The organism is Sphingobium sp. TCM1 (assembly GCF_001650725.1).
Lineage (GTDB): Bacteria > Pseudomonadota > Alphaproteobacteria > Sphingomonadales > Sphingomonadaceae > Sphingobium.
This window is the reverse complement of record NZ_LXVX01000005.1, coordinates 188064-208441: the sequence shown is the minus strand read 5'-3', so window position 1 is coordinate 208441 and position 20378 is coordinate 188064. Positions and strand designations below refer to the sequence as shown.

The following is a 20378-nucleotide window of genomic DNA, read 5'->3' as shown; positions in this document are numbered from 1 at the left end:
CGGTCATCCCGCATTACCGTCACCCATTTCGTCATTCCCGCGACCCGAAGGGCGGCCGCAGGCCAAAGCGGGAACCCATCTCCTGGCCGTGCGTCCAGCACGGCACTGCGGAGATGGATCCCCGCCTTCGCGGGCATGACGATGGAGAGCGGCCGTTACGCTACCCACCCTGCCCGGCCGCACCGCATCCACAACTATTTTTCCTGGTGGGATTATCCCCGATCCATCCTGCGGGATGGAACCGATCCGTCGTTCACAGCCTTGCACCGACCGTTTTCCTTTGCGCCAAAAGAAACGCGGTGCAGGCGCGCACCGGTTGCAGCGAAAGCACTTTGGGCGCGGGTCGCGGAGGCTTCGGGGGTGCTTGGGCCGGAAACGCCGACAACGGCGTGAAATCGCCCCTGTCGCTTCAGTGGCGCGCGCCCTCTTTCCACCGCTCCCTCCGTCCGCTAGTCCGACAAATGTAAAACAAGGGGACTGCCATGCGTTTCACCACCAGCCTCGCCGTCCTGGCGCTGGCCCTTTCCGCCACCACCGCCCAGGCCCAGGACGAGGCCGGGAAGAAGGACGAAGCTGCTGAGAGCACCGTCCCTGCGCCCAATGTTTCCGTCACGAAGCACAAGGGTGTGTTCGGCGGCAAGGCGATCAGCTACACCGCGACGACCGGCGAAACCTACCTCAAGGACAAGGACGGCAAGCCGCTCGCGGCGATCTACGCCACCTCCTATGTCAAGGATGGCGGCGACAAGACGCGCCCGATCACCTTCCTTTACAATGGCGGTCCGGGATCAGGATCGCTGTGGCTGCACATGGGCGCCTTCGGCCCCAAGCGGGTCGTGCTGCCCGACGCGCAGGATGACGGCGCGCCGCCCTATCCGCTGGTCGACAATGCCGAATCGCTGCTGGACGTCACCGATCTCGTCTTCATCGACCCGGTCGGCACCGGCTTTTCCCACGCCATCGGCAAGAAAGACCCCAAGGATTACTGGGGCGTGTCGGCCGACGCCAAGTCGATCGCGGAGTTTATCCGGCTGTGGCTGAACGACAATGGCCGCTGGTCGTCGCCCAAATATATCGGCGGCGAAAGCTATGGCACGACCCGGTCGGTGGCGCTGATCAATGAACTGGAGGGCAGCTACAACGACGTCACGGTGAACGGCATCATCCTGATCTCGACCATCCTCGACTTCGGCGCCACGGCCGAGGTGCAGGGCAACGAGATGCCCTATATCATCAACCTGCCCTCGATGGCGACGACCGCCTGGTATCACAGGAAGATGGGCAATCCGCCCGCGACGGTGGCCGAAGCCGCGCAGCAGGCGCGCGCCTTCGCGATCGGCCCCTATGCCGCGGCGCTGCTCAAGGGCAACCAGCTGCCCGCCGGGGAACGCGCCAGCGTCCGCGCGGAACTGGCTCGGCTGACCGGCCTGTCCGAACCGTTCGTCGACAATGCCGACCTGCGCGTGTCGCCGGGCCGCTTCTACAAGGAGCTGTTGCGCGACCGGGGGGTGAGCATAGGCCGGCTCGACACCCGCTATACCGGCAAGGATTATGACCGCGCCGGCGAGGAGCCGGACAATGACCCCAGCTTCACCGCAATCGACGGCGCCTATACCGCGGCGATGAACAGCTATGCCCGCGACACGCTGAAATATCGCACCGACCGGTCCTATGTGACGATCGGCGGGGTCAGCGGCTGGGACTGGAAATTGCAGGGCCAGCGCGGGCGCGACGGCGAAGTCTATGCCAGTGTCGCGCCCTATCTGGGCAAGGCGCTGCGGGAAAATAGCGGCCTCAAGGTCTTTGTCGGCCAGGGCTGGTATGATTTCGCCACGCCCTTCTTCGGCGCGGAATATGCGATGAGCCGCACCGGCTTCGACGCGTCGCGTATCCAGTATCATTATTATGACGCCGGCCACATGATGTATGTCCGCCCCGACGACCTGCGCAAGCTGAGCGCGGACATCCGGACGTTCATCACCGCGCGCTAGGCCCGGTTCGGCCCGTCCTTGCCGGGCGGGCCGGCACCCCATGCGCGCGCCGCGCGCCGAAGCGAGGCGCAGCGGTCGACAGGGCGCAGTTTCATCGAATTGTAATATAAGGAATTTGGGTTATCATCGCCCCATAACAGAAGGTCGCTCCGTCGTTGAATGGGGGACAAGATTGTGGGAATGGAGACTAGCCTTGGGCGCATAGGGCGATGTGCGTCAGGCATGGCGCTGATCGCCGCCATGTCCGTGGCAGCGCGGGCCAATGAGGGCGCGGGCCCGACGACGGAGACGCTCGACGCGATTTCCGTCATGGCCAACGCGGACAGCGGCGATGCGCCGATCCGGTTAGCGGCCGCGTCGGCCGGCTCCTTCGACCTTGCGGAACTCACACCGGCGCAGGACGCTGCATCCGCCGTGGCGCCGATCGCGGGACCGCCGGTCGATACGGACGAACCGGCGACGGACCCGGACCGCTATCGCTCGCTCGGCGGCCGCATCGGCGCCGCCAAATGGGAAACGCTGGGCCTGTTCGCCTATATCACCGCGACCCAGGCCTATTGGACCGACGACACCGAGTCCTTCCATTTCAAGGACGAAGGCTGGTTCGGGCGGAACACCAACAATCTGGGCATCGACAAGCTGACCCACGCCTTCAACGCCTATCTGTTCGCCGAATTCCTGGGCGCGCGCATCGCCCGCAAGACCGGCGACCGGGCGGCCGCGGCCCTGCCCGCCGCGATCCTGTCCACCGGCCTGCAACTTTATGGCGAGATATGGGACGGGCATAAGAGCGACAGCGGCTTTTCCTATCAGGACATCGTGTTCAACACCGCGGGCGCCGCTTTCTCGGTTTTGCGCCACAGCGTGCCGGGGCTGGAGGAAAAGCTCGACTTCCGGCTGTTGGTGAGGCCCAATTCGGAGGTCTACAGCTTCAAGGGCAAGCGCCATTATGAGCAGCAGCATTTCCTGTTGTCGCTGGAACTGGCCGGCTTCCGGAAGCTGAAGACCAGCCCATTGCGCTTCGTGGAGTTGCAGGCCGGCTATCGCGGCAAAAACTTCTTCGCGGCCGACCGCGCCGCCGGGATCAGGCCCAAGCGCGACATCTTCTTCGGCGTGGCGCTCAACATCAAGGAACTGTTCTTCAAGAACAGCCGGTCGCGGCTGGGCCGGGTGATCGGAAGCGGACTCAACTATTTCCAGCTGCCCTATACCGGCGTCTACGATTATTACTGAACCGGGCCGGTGACGGCCGGCCCGGCCACAATCCCCCTTTTACCGGCGCAAAATCACCCTATGCTTCTGGACAGCAAGGGAGATTCACGCACATGCGCCACGCGCTCACGGCCATTCTGGCCGCCGTCAGCTTCACGTCCATCGCCGCCGCCCAGACCCCTCCGACCGAGGCGCCCGCCACCCCGACCACGCAGAGCGAGATCGGCGCGGCGATCGCCAAGGACATGGACGGGCTGATGACCCTCTATCGCGACCTGCACGCCAGTCCCGAACTGTCGTTGCAGGAAGTGAATACCGCGGCGAAGCTCGCCAAGCGGCTCAAGGCGCTGAAATATGACGTGACCGAGAAGGTCGGCGGCACCGGCGTGGTCGCGATGATGAAGAACGGCACTGGCCCGGTGCTGCTGATCCGCGCCGACATGGACGGGCTGCCGGTGGTCGAGCAGACTGGCCTTTCATTCGCGTCCAAGGTCCGCACCAAGACGCCCGAGGGCGTGGAGACCGGCGTGATGCACGCCTGCGGCCATGACACGCATATGACTGCCTTCATGGCGACAGCGAAACTGCTCGCGGCACGCAAGGACCAGTGGAAGGGGACGCTGGTCATGATCCTCCAGCCTGCCGAGGAAGTGGGCAAGGGCGCACGCGACATGCTGGAGGATGGGCTCTACACCCGCTTCCCGCGCCCGACCCACGCCATCGCCTTCCACGACGCCGCCAATCTGGAGGCAGGCGTTGTCGGCTATACCCCCGGCTATGCGCTGGCCAATGTCGACAGCGTCGACATCGTGGTGAAGGGGCTGGGCGGCCATGGCGCCTATCCGCAGACCACCCGCGACCCGATCGTGCTAGGCGCGCGGATCGTGACCTCGCTCCAGACGCTGGTCAGCCGCGAGCAGGAACCGCAAGACCCCGCCGTCGTCACGGTCGGCAGCTTCCAGGGCGGCGCCAAGCATAATATCATCCCGGACGAGGCTAAGCTGCTGCTGACCATACGCAGCTATTCCGACGAGACGCGCGCGAAGCTCATCAAGGGGATCGAGCGGATCTCGCGCGGGGAGGCGATCGCGGCGGGCGTGCCGGACGACCGGATGCCGGTCGTCACGGTGAAGGACGAGTTCACCCCCTCCACCTACAATCCGCCCGAATTCGCCGAACAGATGGCGGGCCTGCTCAAGACGCATTTCCCCGAAGGCCGCGTGGTCAAGACCCCGGCGGTGATGGGCGGCGAGGATTTCGGCCGCTTCTATCGCGCGGACAAGTCGATCAAGAGCTTCATCTTCTGGGTCGGCGGCGTGCCGGCGGACAAGATGGCGGCGGCGCAGGCCGGGCAGATCTCGCTCCCCTCGCTGCACAGCCCCTTCTGGGCGCCCCAGGCCGACAGGGTGATCGCCACGGCAAGCGAGGCCATGACCGTGCTGGCGCTGGACATATTGAAGAAGAACTGAGGGTTCGGGGAAAGGCGCTCTGCATCGGAGCGCCCTTCCCTGCGCCCGGTTCAGGCCCCGAAGCCGCCGTCGATCGTGTGCAGCGCGCCGGTGATGATGCCCGCTTCCGGGCCGGCGAGATAGGCGGCGAGACCGGCAATCTCCTCGCCCGTGGCATGGCGCTTGATCGCCATGAAGCCGTGCATCATGTCCGCCATCGGGCCGTCGGCCGGGTTCATGTCGGTATTGGTCGGGCCGGGCTGGATGATGTTGACGGTGATGCCGCGCGCGCCGAAATCCCGTGCGAGGCCGCGGGCCATGCCCTGCAACGCCGATTTGGTGAGGGCGTAGGCCGCGCCGCCCTCGAACGGCATGCGGTCGCCATTGACCGAGCCGATCACGATGATGCGCCCGCCTTCGCGCATCCGCCGCGCGGCTTCGACGGCGGCGTGATAGGGCGCGCGGACATTGATGTCGATCATCCGGTCGACCGCGTCGGCGTCGAGCGTGAGCGGATCGCCCATCACCAGAGCGCCTGCATTCACCACCAATATGTCGAGCGGCCCCTGCCCCGCCACCACGTCGATCACCTGCTGGCGGTCGGCCGCATCCGACTGGATGGCGGTTGCGTCCGTTTCGCTCGCGAGGGTCTGCGCCGCGTCATGCGATCCGGCATAGGTGAAGGCGACCTGCGCGCCGTCGCCGGCGAAGCGGCGGACGATGGCGGCGCCGATGCCGCGGCTGCCGCCCAGAACAAGGGCTTTCCTGGAAGTGAAGTCGGTCATGTCGGTGTCCTTGAGATATTTGTAATGATCGCTATATAAATCATCGACAGGTAGGTTCAAGGATTTTTGTAGTGGTCGATAAAGAAAAATCGAAAGCCCGTGGCCGCCCCCGCGCGTTCGACCGGGATGCGGCGCTCGATCGGGCGCAGGCGCTGTTCCATGCGCAGGGTTATGAGGGCGTCGGCGTCGCCGCGCTGGCCGAAGCGATGGGGATCAATCCGCCCAGCCTCTATGCGGCGTTCGGCAGCAAGGCGGAGCTGTTCGACGAAGTGCTGGGCCGCTATGCCCGCAAGGCGTTGCCGGTCGACGATCTGCTCGCGCCCGGCAGCGATCCGGCGCAGGCATTGACGCGCCTGCTGGGCGTGGCCGCGAACGTCTACGCGGCCGATCCGCAGGCGCCGGGATGTCTGGTGCTGGAAGGCGCGCGAGGCGCCGATCGGCAGGCGGCGGCGCTGGCCTGCGCCTGGAAACAGGCGAGCCGCGAGCGGGTGCGCGACTATCTGCGCCCGATCCATCCGGGACAGGCCGATGTCGTCGCGGACTATATGATCGCGATCATGTCCGGCCTGTCGTCCGATGCGCGCGGCGGGATCGCGGCGGCGCGGCTGCTGGCGGTCGCGGACATGGCGGGGCTGGCGGTCGCGGCGATGTTGGCCAAAGACTGACGCACATTATTGCGGGCGATGCCCCTTGCGCCACTTGGTCCAGAGGTGCCGCGCCAGCATCAGCGGCGGCATCCGCAGCCAGTGGGAGCGGAGATAGAAAGCGAAGACCAGCGGCTTGGCGGTTTCCTGCCCCCAGCCATTGCGGGCGAGCAGGCGCGCACGGACCAGCCGGTCCCGGAGGGTGAGCCGCGCGCCGTCACCATAGAGGGCCGCGGCGAGGCGCCGGGCCTGACGGACATGGGACAGCAGGCCGTGCCGGACGGCGCGCGCTTCCAGCGCCGCCGGATCGGCATCGGACAGCAGGCAATATATGTCCCACAGGTTGCGCAGGCCGCCCTGCAAGTCGCCGTCGGCCAGCATGTGCGCCGCCGCGTGGATGATCCGGTCCTCGGGCGAGAGGATATATAATCCATCGGTTATCGCAACGGCGTCCGCGATCATCGCGGCGGCATCGGGCGTCTGGCGCGCGGTCAGCGGCAGCACGGTATGATGCACGTCGATCATCCGGTCCCGCTCCCGATGGATCATCGGCGGCAGTTCGTGCATCCACTGGCGATAATAGGCGTCGTCATAGGGATCGGGCTTCACCCATTCCCAGCCGGCCGCCATCATCGCCCTTTCCGCCACCGGCATGGCGTCGCGCGGCACGAGAATGTCGAGATCGCCGATGAAACGCCCCTGCCCGGCGCGCAGCCCGGCGGCGGCATAGGCCGTGCCCTTGAGCAGGATGGTCGGCACGCCGGTTCCGCGCAACGCATCGACGCAGCGATCTGCTTCCCACAGCGCCTGTCGCGCTTCCCGGTCGGTGTCGCGCCGGGCGTCGGCCAGGATCGGCGCGACCGCGCGTGGCACGGCGACTGGCTCCAACCGGTGCGCCAGGGTGCCGATCAGCCGCTCGGCGCGGGCGGCGGCGATCAGGCCGTTCCAGCCCGTGGCGTCCAGGCCCGCGACGGCGGCGGGATCGCGCAGCGCACGGACCAGCAGCACCGCGCTCATGCCATCTCTTCCCACAGGCGATCGACCATGGCGAACGCGGCATCGCCCGAAGGGAAGTCGATCGCGCGCGCGGGCACGGCCTGGACGAAACGGGTCAGCGCTGCGAAACCGGATTCGCCGAGCGCCACATAATTGGTCGACGCCTGGGTCAGCCGCATGAAGATTTCCCCCTGCCCCACGGCGCGCACATCGGCCGCATGACCGAAACGGGGAAAGAGCAGAAGGCGCGGCATCCCGCCTTCGTCCATCCGGGCGACGGCGTCGCCCCGCGGCATCATATGGCGGATGTCGCCCTTCGCGGTCGCGCGCAGCAGCGGCCCCATCCGCGCGTCGCCGACCGCATCCGCGACGACGTCGATCGCACGATTCTTGAGCGATACTAGGCGCGGGAAGGGCAGGATCGCGCCACTGTCGAGATCGAGCAGGGCGAACTCGTCGCCCATGAAGCGCCAGCCGCGTTCCCCCAGCAGCGCCGCCAGCGTCGACTTGCCCGATCCGGATTCGCCGGTCATCACCAGCACGCGCCCGTCCTTCTCGACGCTCGACGCATGGAGCAAAAGGTGCCGCCGCCAGCCCAGCGCCATTTGCAGGTTCATCCCCATTTCGGCGGCGAGCAGGCCGTGCGCGAGGCTCATCGGCGCGGCATCGGCCAGGCCATGGTCGCCGGTGATGAAGATGGAGGGCCGTATCCAGCGGCGCGCGAGGCTGGTCGGCTGGAGCCGGACAGTGAAATCGGCGATGGCGTCCCCGGCCTGCGGATAGGCGGCGTAGAGGCGCGCCAACTGGTCGATCGGCGCGCGCCACGCCGATCCGATGCGGAAGCTGGCGGGGCCGATACGAAGCGTCAGCCTATGCCTCATGCCGGGCGCACCAGTCCGAGCGCGACCAGCGCGTCGAGATGCGCCGCGATCTGAGGCAGCGCGGTTTCGGGTGGGCCAAGGTCGAAGCTGCGGGCCAGCCGGTCATGCACCTCCGCCGCGCTGACGCACTCGCCGACCCGCATCTGGTCGAGAATCTCGGGCACCGGGCTGATGACCATATGGGTCTGGCCCGAACGGGGATGATAGAGGAGGACAAGATCGTCGAGCACGCAGGCGCGGGTCGCATCCCGCGCCTCCAGCCGATAATGTTCCGTCGCTTCCACTTGCCGGCGCTCCTGCTGCTCACCCCCTCCTAGCGCGGGAGAGTAGCCAAGTGCCTAACGTATCAGGGAAAGGCAGGCGATGGGATCGGTTGGCGTTCCGGCTGGCGCGCGATGGAGGCGAAGGCGCGGAGATAGGCATCGAGTGCGGGCGCCAGACCATGGGCGCGCACCGCGCAGGACAATTGCGCGGGGGCGGCGGGCCGGGCCAGCGCCCGTTCGATGGCGCGGGCGAAGGCGGCGGCATCGCCGACCGGCACGGGAGGATGCTGGCCTGCCGCCGCCAACAGAGATCGGATATTGGGGGTGCTGTCGGTGGCGACGACTCCCGCGCCGCAGGCCATCGCCTCGATCAAGGTGGCGCACAGCCCCTCCCAGCGCGACGGCTGGAGGAGCAGGTCCGCCTCCCCCATCAGCGCGGCGATCCGATCGGGATCGCCGACATAGCCCAGGAAATCGATCCGGTCGGCAATGCCGAGATCGCGCGCCTGCCGCTCCAGCGCCTCCCGCAGCGGCCCACGCCCCGCGATCGCCAGCCGCCAGTCGAGATGGGGCAGCCGCGCCAGGGCGGCGAGCGCCGTCGCCTGGTCCTTCTGCTGCGCGAGGCGGCCGACCATCAGCAGGCGGAAGGGCTGGTGCGGTTCGCGCGGCAGGCGCCGGTCGCGCGCGCGCTCCATCGCCGGCGTCACCGTCGGGCGCGGCAGCAGGCGCACGTCCCCGCTGTCCGTCAGCAGCGCCCGGTCATGTTCGCCCATTACGATCGTCAGCGCCGACAGGCGGGTGATCGCCCGGAAGCGCCGGACCCGCGCCCAGGCACCGAGCGCGGGCTGGGCCGGGCGGACGATCGGGTTGGAAATGCGCGCCACCGATCGGGTTGCCGTGCCGAGGCAGGCCAGCGCCGCCAGCATGTTGCTCTGGTTGCCCGCCGAATAGAGAATGTCGGGCCGGTGGCGGCGGACCATCGCGTGCAGCGCCGGGAACTGACCGATCATCGCGAGCCGACGCGTTCCGCGCGGCGCCGGCACGCGCCGGACGACCAGACCCGGATCGATCAGGTGCGCGTTCAGGCCATCCGTGCGCGTCATCCAGAGCTCGACCGCGACGCCGCGGGCGAGCAGATGGTTGGCGAGCAGGATGGCCACGCGATCCAGCCCGCCGTCGCCCGGTTGATAGAGATAGACCGCAACGGAAAGTGCGGGCGCCGATGGCGCGAGAGAAGGATGCATGTGCCGCGTCTGCCGTTGAACCGAACCGTTGCAGGTTCGACGGTGTCAACGCTCCCAAGCCGTACCGGTTCTGGTCGTTGCGCTGGCGAGCGGGCGCTGTCGTCGCGGAAAAAGGTCGGATCAGCGCGGCATTTGCAGGGAGGCGTAGCAGGTGAAGCCGCTCGTCCCCTGTTGCAGGCGGCGAATATAGTTCAGATAGGCCTGGTTCTGGTCGTAGCTGGTCCCGGGCAGCGGGCGACCGCGCAGCGCCTGTTTCACCTGTTCGCCGGTGAAGCTGCGCCCGGTACCGGGAAAGGCGCCCGGCGTGCCGGCGGGCACGACCTGACCATTGGGGGCGATATAATTGCCCGCCCGGCCACCGTCGGGCACGGGGATGGTGCAGTTGAGCACCGAGGCGGCGGTGTTGGCGAGCGCAGGACGGATCGACACGATCGCGGAAGCCGCGACCGCGCCGCCCATCAGCAACTGGCGGCGCGAGGCAAGCGCCCCGTCGGCCGGATTTTCCGGCGCCGGCGCGGCCTGCGGCAGAATGCCGTCCTGATCGGGCGTCGTTTCGCTCATCTGATCCTGTTTCGCATCCCGCGCTTGCCAAAGCGTAAAGATTGCACGCTATTGCGGCGAGACATTGCAGCAAATGCGCGACAAATCCAGTGCGGTAACCATGAATCGACTCAGTATTTCCCAAATCACCGCTTCGCTCGCGATGCTGATGCTGGGCACCGGCGGCGCCTTGATGCTGGGCGCGCACCCGATCAGCATCGCCCTGCCGGTGCTGGCGGGTGTCATCGTGCTGATTATCACATCGGGAGATGCCGGCCTGCGCCCGGCGGCGCCCAGTGTGGTGCCGGACCAGCCCGACCTGATCGCCCATCCCGACTTCGCCAGCCTGCTGGAGGGTATTTCCGATCCGCTGATGCTGGTGGAAAAGGGGCGGATCGTGCGCGCCAATCGCGCGGCGCAACGCCTGCTGGGCGCGCATATCGAGGGCGAGGACGCCCGCATCGCCATCCGCCATCCCGCCGCCGCCGAACGGCTGGCGAGCCTGGCGCCGCTGGCCGAACCGATCATGATCGAGCTGGTCGGCTTGGGCACGCGCGACCAGCGCTGGCAGATGCGGGTGGCGCCGGTGGGCGCGGTCGCGGACATGCGCCGCCTGGTCCATCTCGTCGACCATAGCGGCACCCATGCGGCCGAGCGGATGCGCGTCGATTTCGTCGCCAATGCCAGCCATGAACTGCGCACGCCGCTGGCGGGCATATTGGGCTTCATCGAGACATTGGCCGACCCCGAACTGGGCAAGGATGTCGAGACGCGCAAGCGTTTCCTCCAGATCATGGACCGGGAGGCGCGCCGGATGCAGCGGCTGATCGACGACCTCATTTCGCTCAGCCGGATCGAATCGGAGAAATATCGCCTGCCCGACGCGCGGGTGGACCTGTCCGAACTGGCCGCCGAAGTGGTCAGCGTGTTCCGCTCCAGCCATGGCGAGCGGGGCCGCGAGGTGGAAATGGAGATCGCGCCGCATGTCCCCGTCGTGCAGGGCGACCGAGCGCAGCTGTCGCAGCTGCTCCACAATCTGATCGGCAACTCGGTCAAATATGGCCGCCCCGGCACGCCGATCCGGGTGACGCTGAACGAAGGGCCGAGCGGCATGGCGCGGCTGGTGGTCGCCGACGAGGGCGAAGGCATCGGTCCCGACCATCTGCCGCGCCTGACCGAGCGCTTCTACCGCGTCGATTCGGGACGCAGCCGGGCGATGGGCGGCACGGGCCTGGGCCTGGCCATCGTCAAGCATATCGTGGAGCGGCATCGCGGCCGCTTCGACATAGCCAGCACCTTGGGCAAGGGCACGACCATCACCGTGCTGCTGCCCCCGCCGGTCGAGGAAAGCCAAGGCAAGATCGACGAAAAAAAGCGCCCATCGGCGCTTTCCGACACGGTGTCATGAAAATGAAACCTGACTGTCACAAAGGCGCGATGGTCCGCGACTAGGGCGCTTCCTCAAGGGGGGCGGCGACATGCGACTCGCGGCCTTGATGATGGAGGTTTCCGTGACGAAGTTCGCCCTGCTCGCTGCTACGACCGCGAGCATTTTCAGCCTTGCCGCCTGCGGCGACCAGACCGGCGGCGCCGGCGCCACCCGCGACCAGATCCGCGCGGTCGGCTCCTCCACCGTCTATCCCTTCGCTACGGCAGTCGCCGAACTGTTCGTGCAGGGCAATGCCGGCATGAAGTCGCCGATCATCGAATCGACCGGCACCGGCGGCGGCATGAAGCTGTTCTGCGCGGGCGTGGGCGCCCAGCATCCCGACATCGCCGACGCATCGCGCCGGATGAAGAAGGCCGAATTCGAACAGTGCCAGGCCAATGGCGTCAAGGACATCGTCGAGATCCAGATCGGCGTCGACGGCCTTGCCTTCGCAGAAGCCAAGAACGGCCCCGGCCTGAAGCTGACCCCCAAGATCGTCTATGAGGCACTGGCCGCCAATCCCTATGGCAAGGGTCCGAACAAGGCGCAGACATGGAAGGATGTCGACCCCAGCCTGCCGGCCATCGCCATCTCCGTCTTCGGCCCGCCTTCCACCAGCGGCACCCGCGACTCGCTCGCCGAACTGATCCTGGAAAAGGGCTGCCAGAGCGACGAAGCGATGAAGGCGCTCAAGGAAAAGAATGAGGACGAGTATAAAGCGACCTGCACCCGCGTCCGCGAGGACGGCAAATATGTCGATTCGGGCGAGAACGACAATCTGATCGTGCAGAAGCTGGGCGCGAACCCCAATGCGGTCGGCGTATTCGGATACAGCTTCCTGGAGGAAAACAAGGATTCGCTGAAGGACGTGCCGATCAACGGCGTCGAGGCGACCTATGAAACCGTGTCGACCGGCCAGTATCCGGGCGCCCGTCCGCTCTACATCTATGTGAAGAAGGCGCACATGACGGCCATCCCCGGCCTCCAGGGCTTCCTCAACAGCTTTGCCGCCAACTGGAACCCCGGCGGCGCGCTGACCAAGCGCGGCATGGTCGCGGCGCCGGAAGATGTGCGCAAGAAGAGCGCCGAAACCGTCAAGTCGCTGACTGTCCTCGACGGTTCGCAGCTGAAGTAAGGGCGACATGACCGGACCTGCAATCCTGCTGCTCCTGGCGGGCCTGGGCGCGATCGCCTGGGTCAGCGCCCGCGCCCGCGCGCTGCGGTTACAGACCGCCGCGCGCGCCACCGGGCGGCGCGACGCTGTGCATAGCCTGCCGGGCTATCATGGCTGGTATGTCGCGCTGTGGACGCTGCTGCCCGCCGGCATCTTCCTGGCCGTATGGGCCAATGTGTCGCCGGGACTGGTGACCCAGGCCGTGCTGGCCGACCCGGCGGCGCAGAGCCTGCCCCTCGACGCCTTCTCCCGCTCCGCCATCCTGGGCGAGGCGCGAGCGATCGCGACGGGGATGCAGGCCGGCGCCTTCAACCCGGCGTCGCAGGCGCTGGTCGAACCCTATCGCGCGGCGACCAGCAGCTATGGCGTCGGCGGCGCGGTGCTGGCGCTGATCCTGGCCTTTGCCGGGGGCGCCTATGCCTTCACCCGCGTCCGTCCCGACTTCCGGGCGCGCACGCGGGTCGAGCGACTGGTGATGGCGCTGCTGCTGCTCGCGTCGCTGCTGGCGATCGTCACCACGCTGGGCATCGTCGCCTCGCTGCTGTGGGAAAGTTTCCGCTTCTTCTCGATGGTGAACCCGCTCGACTTCCTCTTCGGCCTGAAATGGAGCCCGCAGTCGGCCGCCATGGGCTATGGCAATGAGGATGCGTTCGGCGCCGTGCCGCTCTTTTGGGGCACGATCTTCATCGGCGCGATCATCGCGATGATCGTGGCCATCCCGCTGGGCCTGATGAGCGCGGTCTATCTGACGCAATATGCCAGCCCCACCGTGCGCCAGTGGATGAAGCCGATCCTGGAGGTGCTGGCCGGCGTACCCACCGTCGTTTACGGCTATTTCGCCGCGCTGACCGTGGCCCCCGCGCTCCGCGACCTTGCCGTCTCGGTCGGCATCCATGGGGCCAGTTCCGAAAGCGCGCTGGCCGCTGGTCTGGTGATGGGCGTGATGATCATTCCCTTCGTTTCCTCCATGGCCGACGACAGCATCGCCGCCGTGCCGCAGTCGATGCGCGACGGCAGCCTGGCGATGGGCGCCACCACCAGCGAGACGATCACCCGCGTCCTCATCCCCGCCGCCCTCCCCGGCGTGGTGGGCGGCGTGCTGCTGGCCGTCAGCCGCGCCATCGGCGAGACGATGATCGTGGTGATGGCCGCGGGCCTGGCCGCCAACATGACGCTCAACCCCTTCGCAAGCGTGACTACGGTGACGACCCAGATCGTCCAGCTGCTGACCGGCGACCAGGAATTCGACAGCGCCAAGACGCTGGCGGCCTTCGCGCTGGGGCTGGTGCTGTTCATCGTGACGCTGCTGCTCAACATCGTGGCCCTGCGGGTCGTGAAGAAATATCGCGAGGCTTACGACTGATGACGGCCGAACGTCTCCCCACCGACTGGAAGTCGGACGTGATGCGCCGGCGGATTGCGCGGCGCTATGCCGCCGAGCGCCGCTTCCGCCTGCTGGGCCTGGGCGCGGTGGCGCTCAGCGCCGCCTTCCTCGCCTTCCTGCTCTTCACCATGATGGGCAATGGCCTGCGCGGCTTCACCCGGACCGAGATCGCGCTCACGGTCGATTTCCCGGCCTCCCCGCTGCTGCTCGATCCCGCCGCCATCACCGACGAGGCGCTCAACCAGGCCAACCTGCCGATGGTGACGGGCGAAGTCGCGAAAAAGGCGCTGGGCGCCGACGCCGACGCATGGCTGTCGCCCACCGCCTGGATCAGCATCCGCGACGCAATCAAGGCCGATCCGAAAATTCTCGGCCGCACCGAAACGATCAGCGTCCCCGCCTCGACCGCGGTCGACCTGGCCGCCAAGAGCGATGGTTCGCCCGAGGCGGAAGCAGCGGTCGAGCGGCTGAACAAGGCGGGCGTCCTGTCGACCGGCTTCAACTGGAGCTTCCTGTCGGCGAGCGACGGCACCGATCCGACGCAGGTCGGCATCTGGGGCGCGTTCAAGGGGTCGCTGCTGACGATGCTCGTCACCCTGGTGCTGAGCTTCCCCATCGGCGTCGCGACCGCCCTCTATCTGGAGGAATATGCGCCCAAGGCCTGGTGGACCGACATCATCGAGGTGTCGATCAACAACCTCGCCGCCGTGCCCTCGATCATCTTCGGCCTGCTTGGCCTGTCGATCTTCCTCAATTTCCTGCATCTGCCGCGTTCGGCCGCGCTGGTAGGGGGCATGACGCTGGCGCTGATGACCATGCCCGTCATCGTCATCGCCGGGCGCAACGCGATCAAGTCCGTGCCGCCCAGCATCCGCGACGCGGCGCTCGGCATCGGCGCAAGCCCGGTGCAGGTGGTGTTCCAGCATGTGCTGCCGCTCGCCCTGCCCGGCATCCTGACCGGCACGATCATCGGCATGGCGCGCGCGCTGGGCGAAACGGCGCCGCTGCTGATGATCGGGATGCGCGCCTTCATCGCCACGCCGCCGGGGGGCATCACCGATCCGGCCACGGTGCTGCCGGTGCAGATCTTCCTCTGGTCGGACGAAGTCTCCAAGGGCTTCGTCGAAAAGACCTCCGCGGCGATCATCGTGCTGCTCGCCTTCCTGCTCGCGATGAACGGCCTCGCCATCTACCTGCGCAACAAGTTTGAAAAACGGTGGTAAAGACCCCCATGACAGAAGAACAGCAAAGCCTGGCCATCGCCAACCCGAAGATGACCGCGCGCGACATCAAGGTCTTTTACGGCCCCAAGCAGGCGATCAAGGGCGTGTCGATCGATGTTGGCATGGACCATGTCACCGCCTTCATCGGCCCGTCGGGCTGCGGCAAGTCGACCTTCCTGCGGACGCTGAACCGCATGAACGACACCGTCGCATCGGCGCGTGTCGAAGGCACGATCACGCTGGACGGCGAGGATATCTACGCTCCGTCGATGGACGTGGTGCAGTTGCGCGCGCGGGTGGGCATGGTGTTCCAGAAACCCAACCCCTTCCCCAAGTCGATCTACGAGAATATCGCCTATGGGCCGCGCATCCACGGCCTGGCCGCGGGCAAGGCGGACATGGACGTGATCGTCGAAAAGTCGCTGCGTCGCGCGGGCCTGTGGGAGGAAGTGAAGGACCGGCTGCACGACAGCGGCACCGCCCTGTCGGGTGGCCAGCAGCAGCGGCTGTGTATCGGCCGCGCCATCGCGGTCGAACCGGAAGTCATCCTGATGGACGAACCCTGCTCGGCGCTCGACCCGATCGCGACGGCGAAGATCGAGGAGCTGATCCACGAGCTGCGCGGCCGCTACGCGATCGTCATCGTGACGCACAACATGCAACAGGCCGCGCGCGTGTCGCAACGGACCGCCTTCTTCCACCTGGGCGAACTGGTCGAATATGGCGTGACATCCGACATCTTCACCAATCCGCGCCAGGAGCGGACCAAGGATTACATCACCGGCCGCTACGGCTGATCCGGCGCGAGAGAGACGAGACATGGCAGAACATACGATCAAGGCGTTCGATCAGGAAATGGACAAGCTGCGCGGCCTGATCGCCGAAATGGGCGGTCGCGCGGAGGCGGCGATCGAGAATGCGATGCTGGCGCTGCAACGTCAGGACAAGGTGCTGGCGGCCGACGTCGTTGCCGCAGACAAGCGCATCGATGCGATCGAAGCGGAGGTCGAAAAGCTGGCGATCGAAATCATCGCGCTCCGCGCGCCGATGGCCAACGACCTGCGGGACGTGATCGCCGCGCTCAAGATCGTGAGCGTGGTCGAGCGGATCGGCGATTATGCCAAGAATATCGCCAAGCGCGTGCCGCTGATCGCGACCAACACCCGCACGCTGGAGCCGATCTCGCTGCTGCCGTCCATGGGCCAGGTCGCTGGCGAGATGGTGCATGACGCGCTCAACGCCTTCGCCGCGCGCGACGCCGATCTGGCGCTGGCGGTTGTCGAGCGCGACACGGTGGTCGACGATTTCTACAACAGCATGTTCCGCACGCTCGTCACCTTCATGGTCGAAAATCCCAAGACGATCAGCGAATGTGCCCATCTGCTGTTCATCGCCAAGAATATCGAGCGGATCGGCGACCATGCGACCAATGTCGCGGAAATGGTCTATTATGCCGCGACCGGCCAGACCCTGCCCGAGCGCGAGCGCGGCGCCGACATTCAGCCGGAGGATTGATCCATGGCGCGAGCAAAAATGCTGCTGGTCGAGGATGACGCGGCGCTCGCCGAACTGCTCATCTGGCATTTCAAGCGCGAGGATTTCGACGTCGCCCACACGGTCGACGGCGAGGAGGCGCTGCTGATGGCGCAGGAAAACACGCCGGACATCGTGCTGCTCGACTGGATGGTCGAAAGCCTGTCCGGGATCGAAGTGTGCCGCCGCCTGCGCCGCATGAACGGCACCGCCAATATTCCGATCATCATGCTCACCGCGCGCGGCGAGGAAGAGGATCGGGTGCGTGGCCTCGAAACCGGCGCCGACGATTATGTGACCAAGCCCTTCAGCCCCCGCGAACTGGTGGCGCGCGTCGGCGCGGTGCTGCGCCGCGTGCGGCCGGCACTGGCCGGCGAGACGCTGACCTTCGCCGATGTCGAGATGGACACGGTGGGCCACAAGGTGCGCCGGGGCGGCCAGGTGATCCCGCTCGGCCCCACCGAATTCCGCCTGCTCAAGCATTTTCTGGAGCATCCCGGCTGGGTCTTCTCGCGCGAGCGGCTGCTCGACAGCGTGTGGGGCCAGGACAGCGACATCGAGCTGCGCACCGTGGACGTCCATATCCGGCGCCTGCGCAAGGCGATCAACGGCGACGGGCAGTTCCAGGACATCATCCGCACCGTCCGGTCGGCGGGCTATGCGCTGGATACCGAGGGGATGAACTGAGGCGGCGGCGCTAAACGCCTCTTAAGCTTCATGGAAGACATTGGAGCCTTGACCATCGGGCCAATGCCTTCCCATCTTTTCCAGTATCTGCCAACGCTGGCGTTGATCGCGATGATAGGTTTGCCGGCGACGCCCGATAACTGCGGGTGGGCAGATTCGCCATGATCTTCGTCAATTGGGCGATTCCCTGGCTGACCTTGGCGCTGGCGCTTCTGAAGGGCGAATATCCGCTGTTCTGGTCGTGGAAGACAGGTCAACCCGCTCCGGTCCGCTGGGCTTTGCGGGCGACCGAAGTCATCGCGCTTCATCCAATCCAGTTTTGCTGTTCGTGTCGCTGATGTTCGGCGCGGGGATGCGGGGTTGAATCAGAAGCAGCTTCAACCGACCGCCGCGACCGTCATGGGATAGGCGTGGAGCTGCGGGAACACATCCTCCATCGGCTTCGCGTCGGGCAGGATGTAGACATAGCCGCCCTTCCTGCGAAAGAGCGGTCCGACCTGCGCGTAGAAGCGTTTGGGCACGTTGATGCAGCCGAAGGTGATGCGGTTGTCGGCGATGTCGGGGGAGAGCATCCGGTTGACGCGCTTTTCCTTGGGGTTGCCGGGCGGGATGGTGTGGAGCGCGACCGAGGTCGTATAGTCGACCCAGAGCACGCGCGTCTTGCCCGCGGCGACGCCAAAGCGGGCGAGGAAGCGGCCGGCAGGAGTGGTCTTTTCCGCTGGACCGATTTCCGCAAGCGACTTGGCGCCGACGCCAGGCGTGGCGTCGTCGCCGGCCATGATCCCGATCAGGACGGGCGCGTCGGCGATGCGGCTGCCCTTGGCATCGAACAACCAGATGCGCGCGGCCTGCTTGTCGATGATGACATAGGGCAGCTTGCCATTGTCATGCGCCGAACCGACCCAGCGCAGTACGCGCTGCGCGGCGGGTGTCGGATCGAACGTAATTTCGGTGGCATCGGGCTGCCTTTCCGGTTCGGCGGCCGGGGCACTCCCGGTCGCGTCCGCTGGCGCCGTCGCGACCTGATCCGGCGCCTTGCGTGGCTTCTTCGCTGCGAGCGCAGGCGGAGCGACGACAAGAGCGACAGCCGAGAGCATGGTTGCGATCGGCGCCCGCGATAGTCTGATCATCTTGGGAAAATACTCGCGTTAAAGGACCGGAGCGGGACCTGCAGGCTCCGGCCCTTCTGTCTGTCGTGCCTTCAGAGCGCGCTGCGTTAAATCGGACGCAGGACGCGCGCTCTAGTTGTCTGTGGTCGCATCGTTTTTTGTGCAAAACCGGTGCCCACTTTTGCGCACGATGCTTTAGTTGCGCGGGCGCTTGCGCTGCGCTTCGACCATGCGCTGCTCGACACTGTCGACGCGCGCACCCAGTTGGTCGATACGCTGGCCGTTCTGCTGCGCCAGTCCCGAAGCCGAACGCGCTTCGCCCAGCGCCTGCTGCGCCGTGCCATCAGTCTGTTGCAGCTTCGCGTCCAGCGCATCGACGCGCTGATTCACGACGGCGACCTGTTCACGCACGAAACCCTTGGTGGCGCAGCCACTCAAGGCGACAGAACCGATCAAAATCAATGCCATCGGGGCAATTTTCGTCAAGGACGGCGACATCTTATTCTCCTGTAGGTCAAAATGACCGCCCATTGCCAAGCCGAGCGCGGTCGAAGCGACAACGCGATTTTGTCGGATTGTGCATCCCTTCGGGTGAATGGAGGGGCAGATTTCCGCCGATTTTTCGCAGTTGAACGGCCGGTTAACCAAGTAGGCAAGGCTAGTCCATTGGACGCCGCCTGCACTCGCCCCGCCGCAGAGGTTCCGAAATGCAAAACGCCCCGGCCGAAGGGGCCGAGGCGTGTTTTCGCTTCGATCGCGAGCCGTTTGCGTCAGGCGGCGCGACGCGCCTTGTTCAGCTTCTTGAGCAGCATGTCGCGCTTCAGGCGCGAGAGATGATCGATGAACAATATGCCTTCCAGATGATCCATTTCATGCTGGAGGCAGGTCGCGAGCAGACCGTCGAGCTGTTCCTCATGAATGCGCCCTTCCCGGTCCATCCAGCTGGCGCGGATCGTCGCGGGGCGCTCCACCTCCGCATACTGGTCGGGGACCGACAGGCAGCCCTCATTATAGACCGACAGTTCGTCGGACCCCTTGAGGATTTCCGGATTGATGAACACCATCGGCTTGCGGACCGGCGGCGCGCCCTCCTCGTCCGATTCGGGTTCCTGCAGGTCCATGACCAGCACCCGCTTGGGCACGCCGACCTGAATTGCGGCGAGGCCGATACCGGGCGCGTCGTACATGGTTTCGAACATGTCGTCGATCAGCCGCTGGAGATCGTCGTCGATCGCCTCGACCGGGGTCGAAATGGTGCGCAGGCGCGGATCGGGCGCCTCAAGGATCGGAAGGATTGCCATTGTCCGAACATAGATGGAACAGGGCGAAATATCAAGCGAGCGACCGCGCGACGACTACTCCCCCAGCCATGCGTCGATGGCGGGCTTGAGCGCGGTGGAGCTGAGTTCCACCAACAAAGCGCCGTCCGGCGAGGCGCAATAAGCGATCATGCCATAGCCCGCTTCGGGCCGCATATTGGCTGCGCGCAGGGCCCCGCCCAGGCCCGAGAGGCGCGCTGGCCGGCCTGGCGGGATCATAGAAATGGCTATCGCCCTGCACCCGTTCGAGATGGATCGGCCCACCCAGCGAGTAGGTCGCGCGCACCCGAAACCCGCGCGCGCCGTCCAGAAGGGCAAGGCATCGAAATCGCGCACCGGCGCGAAGGCCAGGCCCAGCGCCGCGCCATAGTCCGCCACCGCCCGTTCGATGTCGGCGACGGCGATGCCCTTGCGGTGCGTGCGGCTGAGGTCGATCATCGGGCTGTCCTTTCCGGCCGGCTGCCAGGCCCGGTGTAGCCGAGCGCGGCGGCGTGGAAAGCTGGCAGCTTTGGCAGG

21 protein-coding genes are annotated in these 20378 nt (G+C 66.4%); 11 read left to right on the top strand and 10 right to left on the bottom strand.

The annotated features are described in order from the left end of the window. The first annotated feature begins 482 nt into the window (after nucleotides 1-482). The 3 genes from A7Q26_RS05390 (at nucleotide 483) to A7Q26_RS05380 (ending at nucleotide 4672) form a co-directional block, all read left to right on the top strand. Nucleotides 483-1991, top strand: coding sequence for a S10 family peptidase (locus tag A7Q26_RS05390; protein WP_066857667.1), 1509 nt, complete (start codon nucleotides 483-485; stop codon nucleotides 1989-1991). A gap of 222 nt (nucleotides 1992-2213) precedes the next feature. Further along, a complete protein-coding gene (locus tag A7Q26_RS05385; protein ID WP_232313690.1) occupies nucleotides 2214-3224 on the top strand; it encodes a DUF2279 domain-containing protein in 1011 nt (336 codons plus the stop codon). Nucleotides 3225-3316: 92 nt separating this feature from the next. After that, nucleotides 3317-4672 (top strand): amidohydrolase, encoded by a 1356-nt coding sequence (locus A7Q26_RS05380; protein WP_066857664.1) that lies wholly within the window; start codon nucleotides 3317-3319, stop codon nucleotides 4670-4672. Between the two features lie 50 nt (nucleotides 4673-4722). On the opposite strand, the gene bdcA is transcribed toward A7Q26_RS05380, so the two are convergent. After that, nucleotides 4723-5436, bottom strand: a complete 714-nt coding sequence (gene bdcA, locus A7Q26_RS05375; RefSeq protein ID WP_066858033.1) for an SDR family oxidoreductase — start codon at nucleotides 5434-5436, stop codon at nucleotides 4723-4725. Between the two features lie 71 nt (nucleotides 5437-5507). Here bdcA and A7Q26_RS05370 point away from each other — a divergent pair, with 71 nt between their 5' ends. Further along, nucleotides 5508-6101, top strand: coding sequence for a TetR/AcrR family transcriptional regulator (locus tag A7Q26_RS05370; RefSeq protein WP_066857661.1), 594 nt, complete (start codon nucleotides 5508-5510; stop codon nucleotides 6099-6101). Nucleotides 6102-6107: 6 nt separating this feature from the next. Here A7Q26_RS05370 and A7Q26_RS05365 read toward each other — a convergent pair whose 3' ends face one another. From A7Q26_RS05365 to A7Q26_RS05345, 5 genes are all read right to left on the bottom strand, one after another. Further along, nucleotides 6108-7097 carry a nucleotidyltransferase domain-containing protein gene (locus A7Q26_RS05365; RefSeq protein WP_066857658.1) on the bottom strand — a complete coding sequence of 330 codons (990 nt, stop codon included), beginning with the start codon at nucleotides 7095-7097 and terminating at the stop codon, nucleotides 6108-6110. Further along, a complete protein-coding gene (locus A7Q26_RS05360; protein WP_066857655.1) occupies nucleotides 7094-7957 on the bottom strand; it encodes an HprK-related kinase A in 864 nt (287 codons plus the stop codon). The genes A7Q26_RS05365 and A7Q26_RS05360 overlap by 4 nt, the downstream gene beginning before the upstream one ends. Then, a complete protein-coding gene (locus tag A7Q26_RS05355; RefSeq protein WP_066857652.1) occupies nucleotides 7954-8241 on the bottom strand; it encodes an HPr-rel-A system PqqD family peptide chaperone in 288 nt (95 codons plus the stop codon). The genes A7Q26_RS05360 and A7Q26_RS05355 overlap by 4 nt, the downstream gene beginning before the upstream one ends. Before the next feature lie 62 nt (nucleotides 8242-8303). After that, nucleotides 8304-9464, bottom strand: a complete 1161-nt coding sequence (locus A7Q26_RS05350; RefSeq protein ID WP_066857649.1) for a glycosyltransferase — start codon at nucleotides 9462-9464, stop codon at nucleotides 8304-8306. Nucleotides 9465-9584: 120 nt separating this feature from the next. Next, a complete protein-coding gene (locus A7Q26_RS05345) occupies nucleotides 9585-10025 on the bottom strand; it encodes a hypothetical protein (protein WP_066857646.1) in 441 nt (146 codons plus the stop codon). 100 nt (nucleotides 10026-10125) lie between these two features. Here A7Q26_RS05345 and A7Q26_RS05340 point away from each other — a divergent pair, with 100 nt between their 5' ends. From A7Q26_RS05340 to phoB, 7 genes are all read left to right on the top strand, one after another. Then, complete coding sequence (locus A7Q26_RS05340; protein ID WP_066858027.1) at nucleotides 10126-11412, top strand: ATP-binding protein; 1287 nt, start codon at nucleotides 10126-10128, stop codon at nucleotides 11410-11412. Between the two features lie 91 nt (nucleotides 11413-11503). Further along, complete coding sequence (locus A7Q26_RS05335) at nucleotides 11504-12568, top strand: substrate-binding domain-containing protein (protein ID WP_066858024.1); 1065 nt, start codon at nucleotides 11504-11506, stop codon at nucleotides 12566-12568. 7 nt (nucleotides 12569-12575) lie between these two features. Continuing rightward, entirely contained in the window at nucleotides 12576-13970 is a 1395-nt protein-coding gene (gene pstC / locus A7Q26_RS05330) for a phosphate ABC transporter permease subunit PstC (protein ID WP_066857643.1), read from the top strand. Further along, a complete protein-coding gene (gene pstA, locus A7Q26_RS05325; RefSeq protein WP_066857640.1) occupies nucleotides 13970-15214 on the top strand; it encodes a phosphate ABC transporter permease PstA in 1245 nt (414 codons plus the stop codon). Before pstC ends, pstA begins: the two co-directional genes overlap by 1 nt. A gap of 8 nt (nucleotides 15215-15222) precedes the next feature. Continuing rightward, entirely contained in the window at nucleotides 15223-16011 is a 789-nt protein-coding gene (gene pstB / locus A7Q26_RS05320; protein WP_066857638.1) for a phosphate ABC transporter ATP-binding protein PstB, read from the top strand. A 22-nt stretch (nucleotides 16012-16033) separates the two neighbouring features. Next, the gene (gene phoU / locus A7Q26_RS05315; RefSeq protein WP_066857636.1) at nucleotides 16034-16729 is read left to right on the top strand and encodes a phosphate signaling complex protein PhoU; all 696 of its coding nucleotides are present in this window, start codon (nucleotides 16034-16036) and stop codon (nucleotides 16727-16729) included. A gap of 3 nt (nucleotides 16730-16732) precedes the next feature. Then, entirely contained in the window at nucleotides 16733-17434 is a 702-nt protein-coding gene (phoB, locus tag A7Q26_RS05310) for a phosphate regulon transcriptional regulator PhoB (protein ID WP_066857633.1), read from the top strand. A 377-nt stretch (nucleotides 17435-17811) separates the two neighbouring features. Here the strand turns inward: phoB and A7Q26_RS05305 are convergent, their stop codons facing one another. From A7Q26_RS05305 to A7Q26_RS05290, 4 genes are all read right to left on the bottom strand, one after another. After that, nucleotides 17812-18564, bottom strand: coding sequence for a L,D-transpeptidase (locus A7Q26_RS05305; RefSeq protein ID WP_066857630.1), 753 nt, complete (start codon nucleotides 18562-18564; stop codon nucleotides 17812-17814). Nucleotides 18565-18738: 174 nt separating this feature from the next. After that, on the bottom strand, nucleotides 18739-19041 hold the full coding sequence (locus A7Q26_RS05300; protein WP_066858021.1) for a hypothetical protein: 303 nt from the start codon (nucleotides 19039-19041) through the stop codon (nucleotides 18739-18741). Between the two features lie 272 nt (nucleotides 19042-19313). Continuing rightward, entirely contained in the window at nucleotides 19314-19844 is a 531-nt protein-coding gene (def, locus tag A7Q26_RS05295; RefSeq protein WP_066857627.1) for a peptide deformylase, read from the bottom strand. A 54-nt stretch (nucleotides 19845-19898) separates the two neighbouring features. Then, nucleotides 19899-20300, bottom strand: a complete 402-nt coding sequence (locus A7Q26_RS05290) for a hypothetical protein (protein WP_066857624.1) — start codon at nucleotides 20298-20300, stop codon at nucleotides 19899-19901. Between the last annotated feature and the right edge of the window lie 78 nt (nucleotides 20301-20378).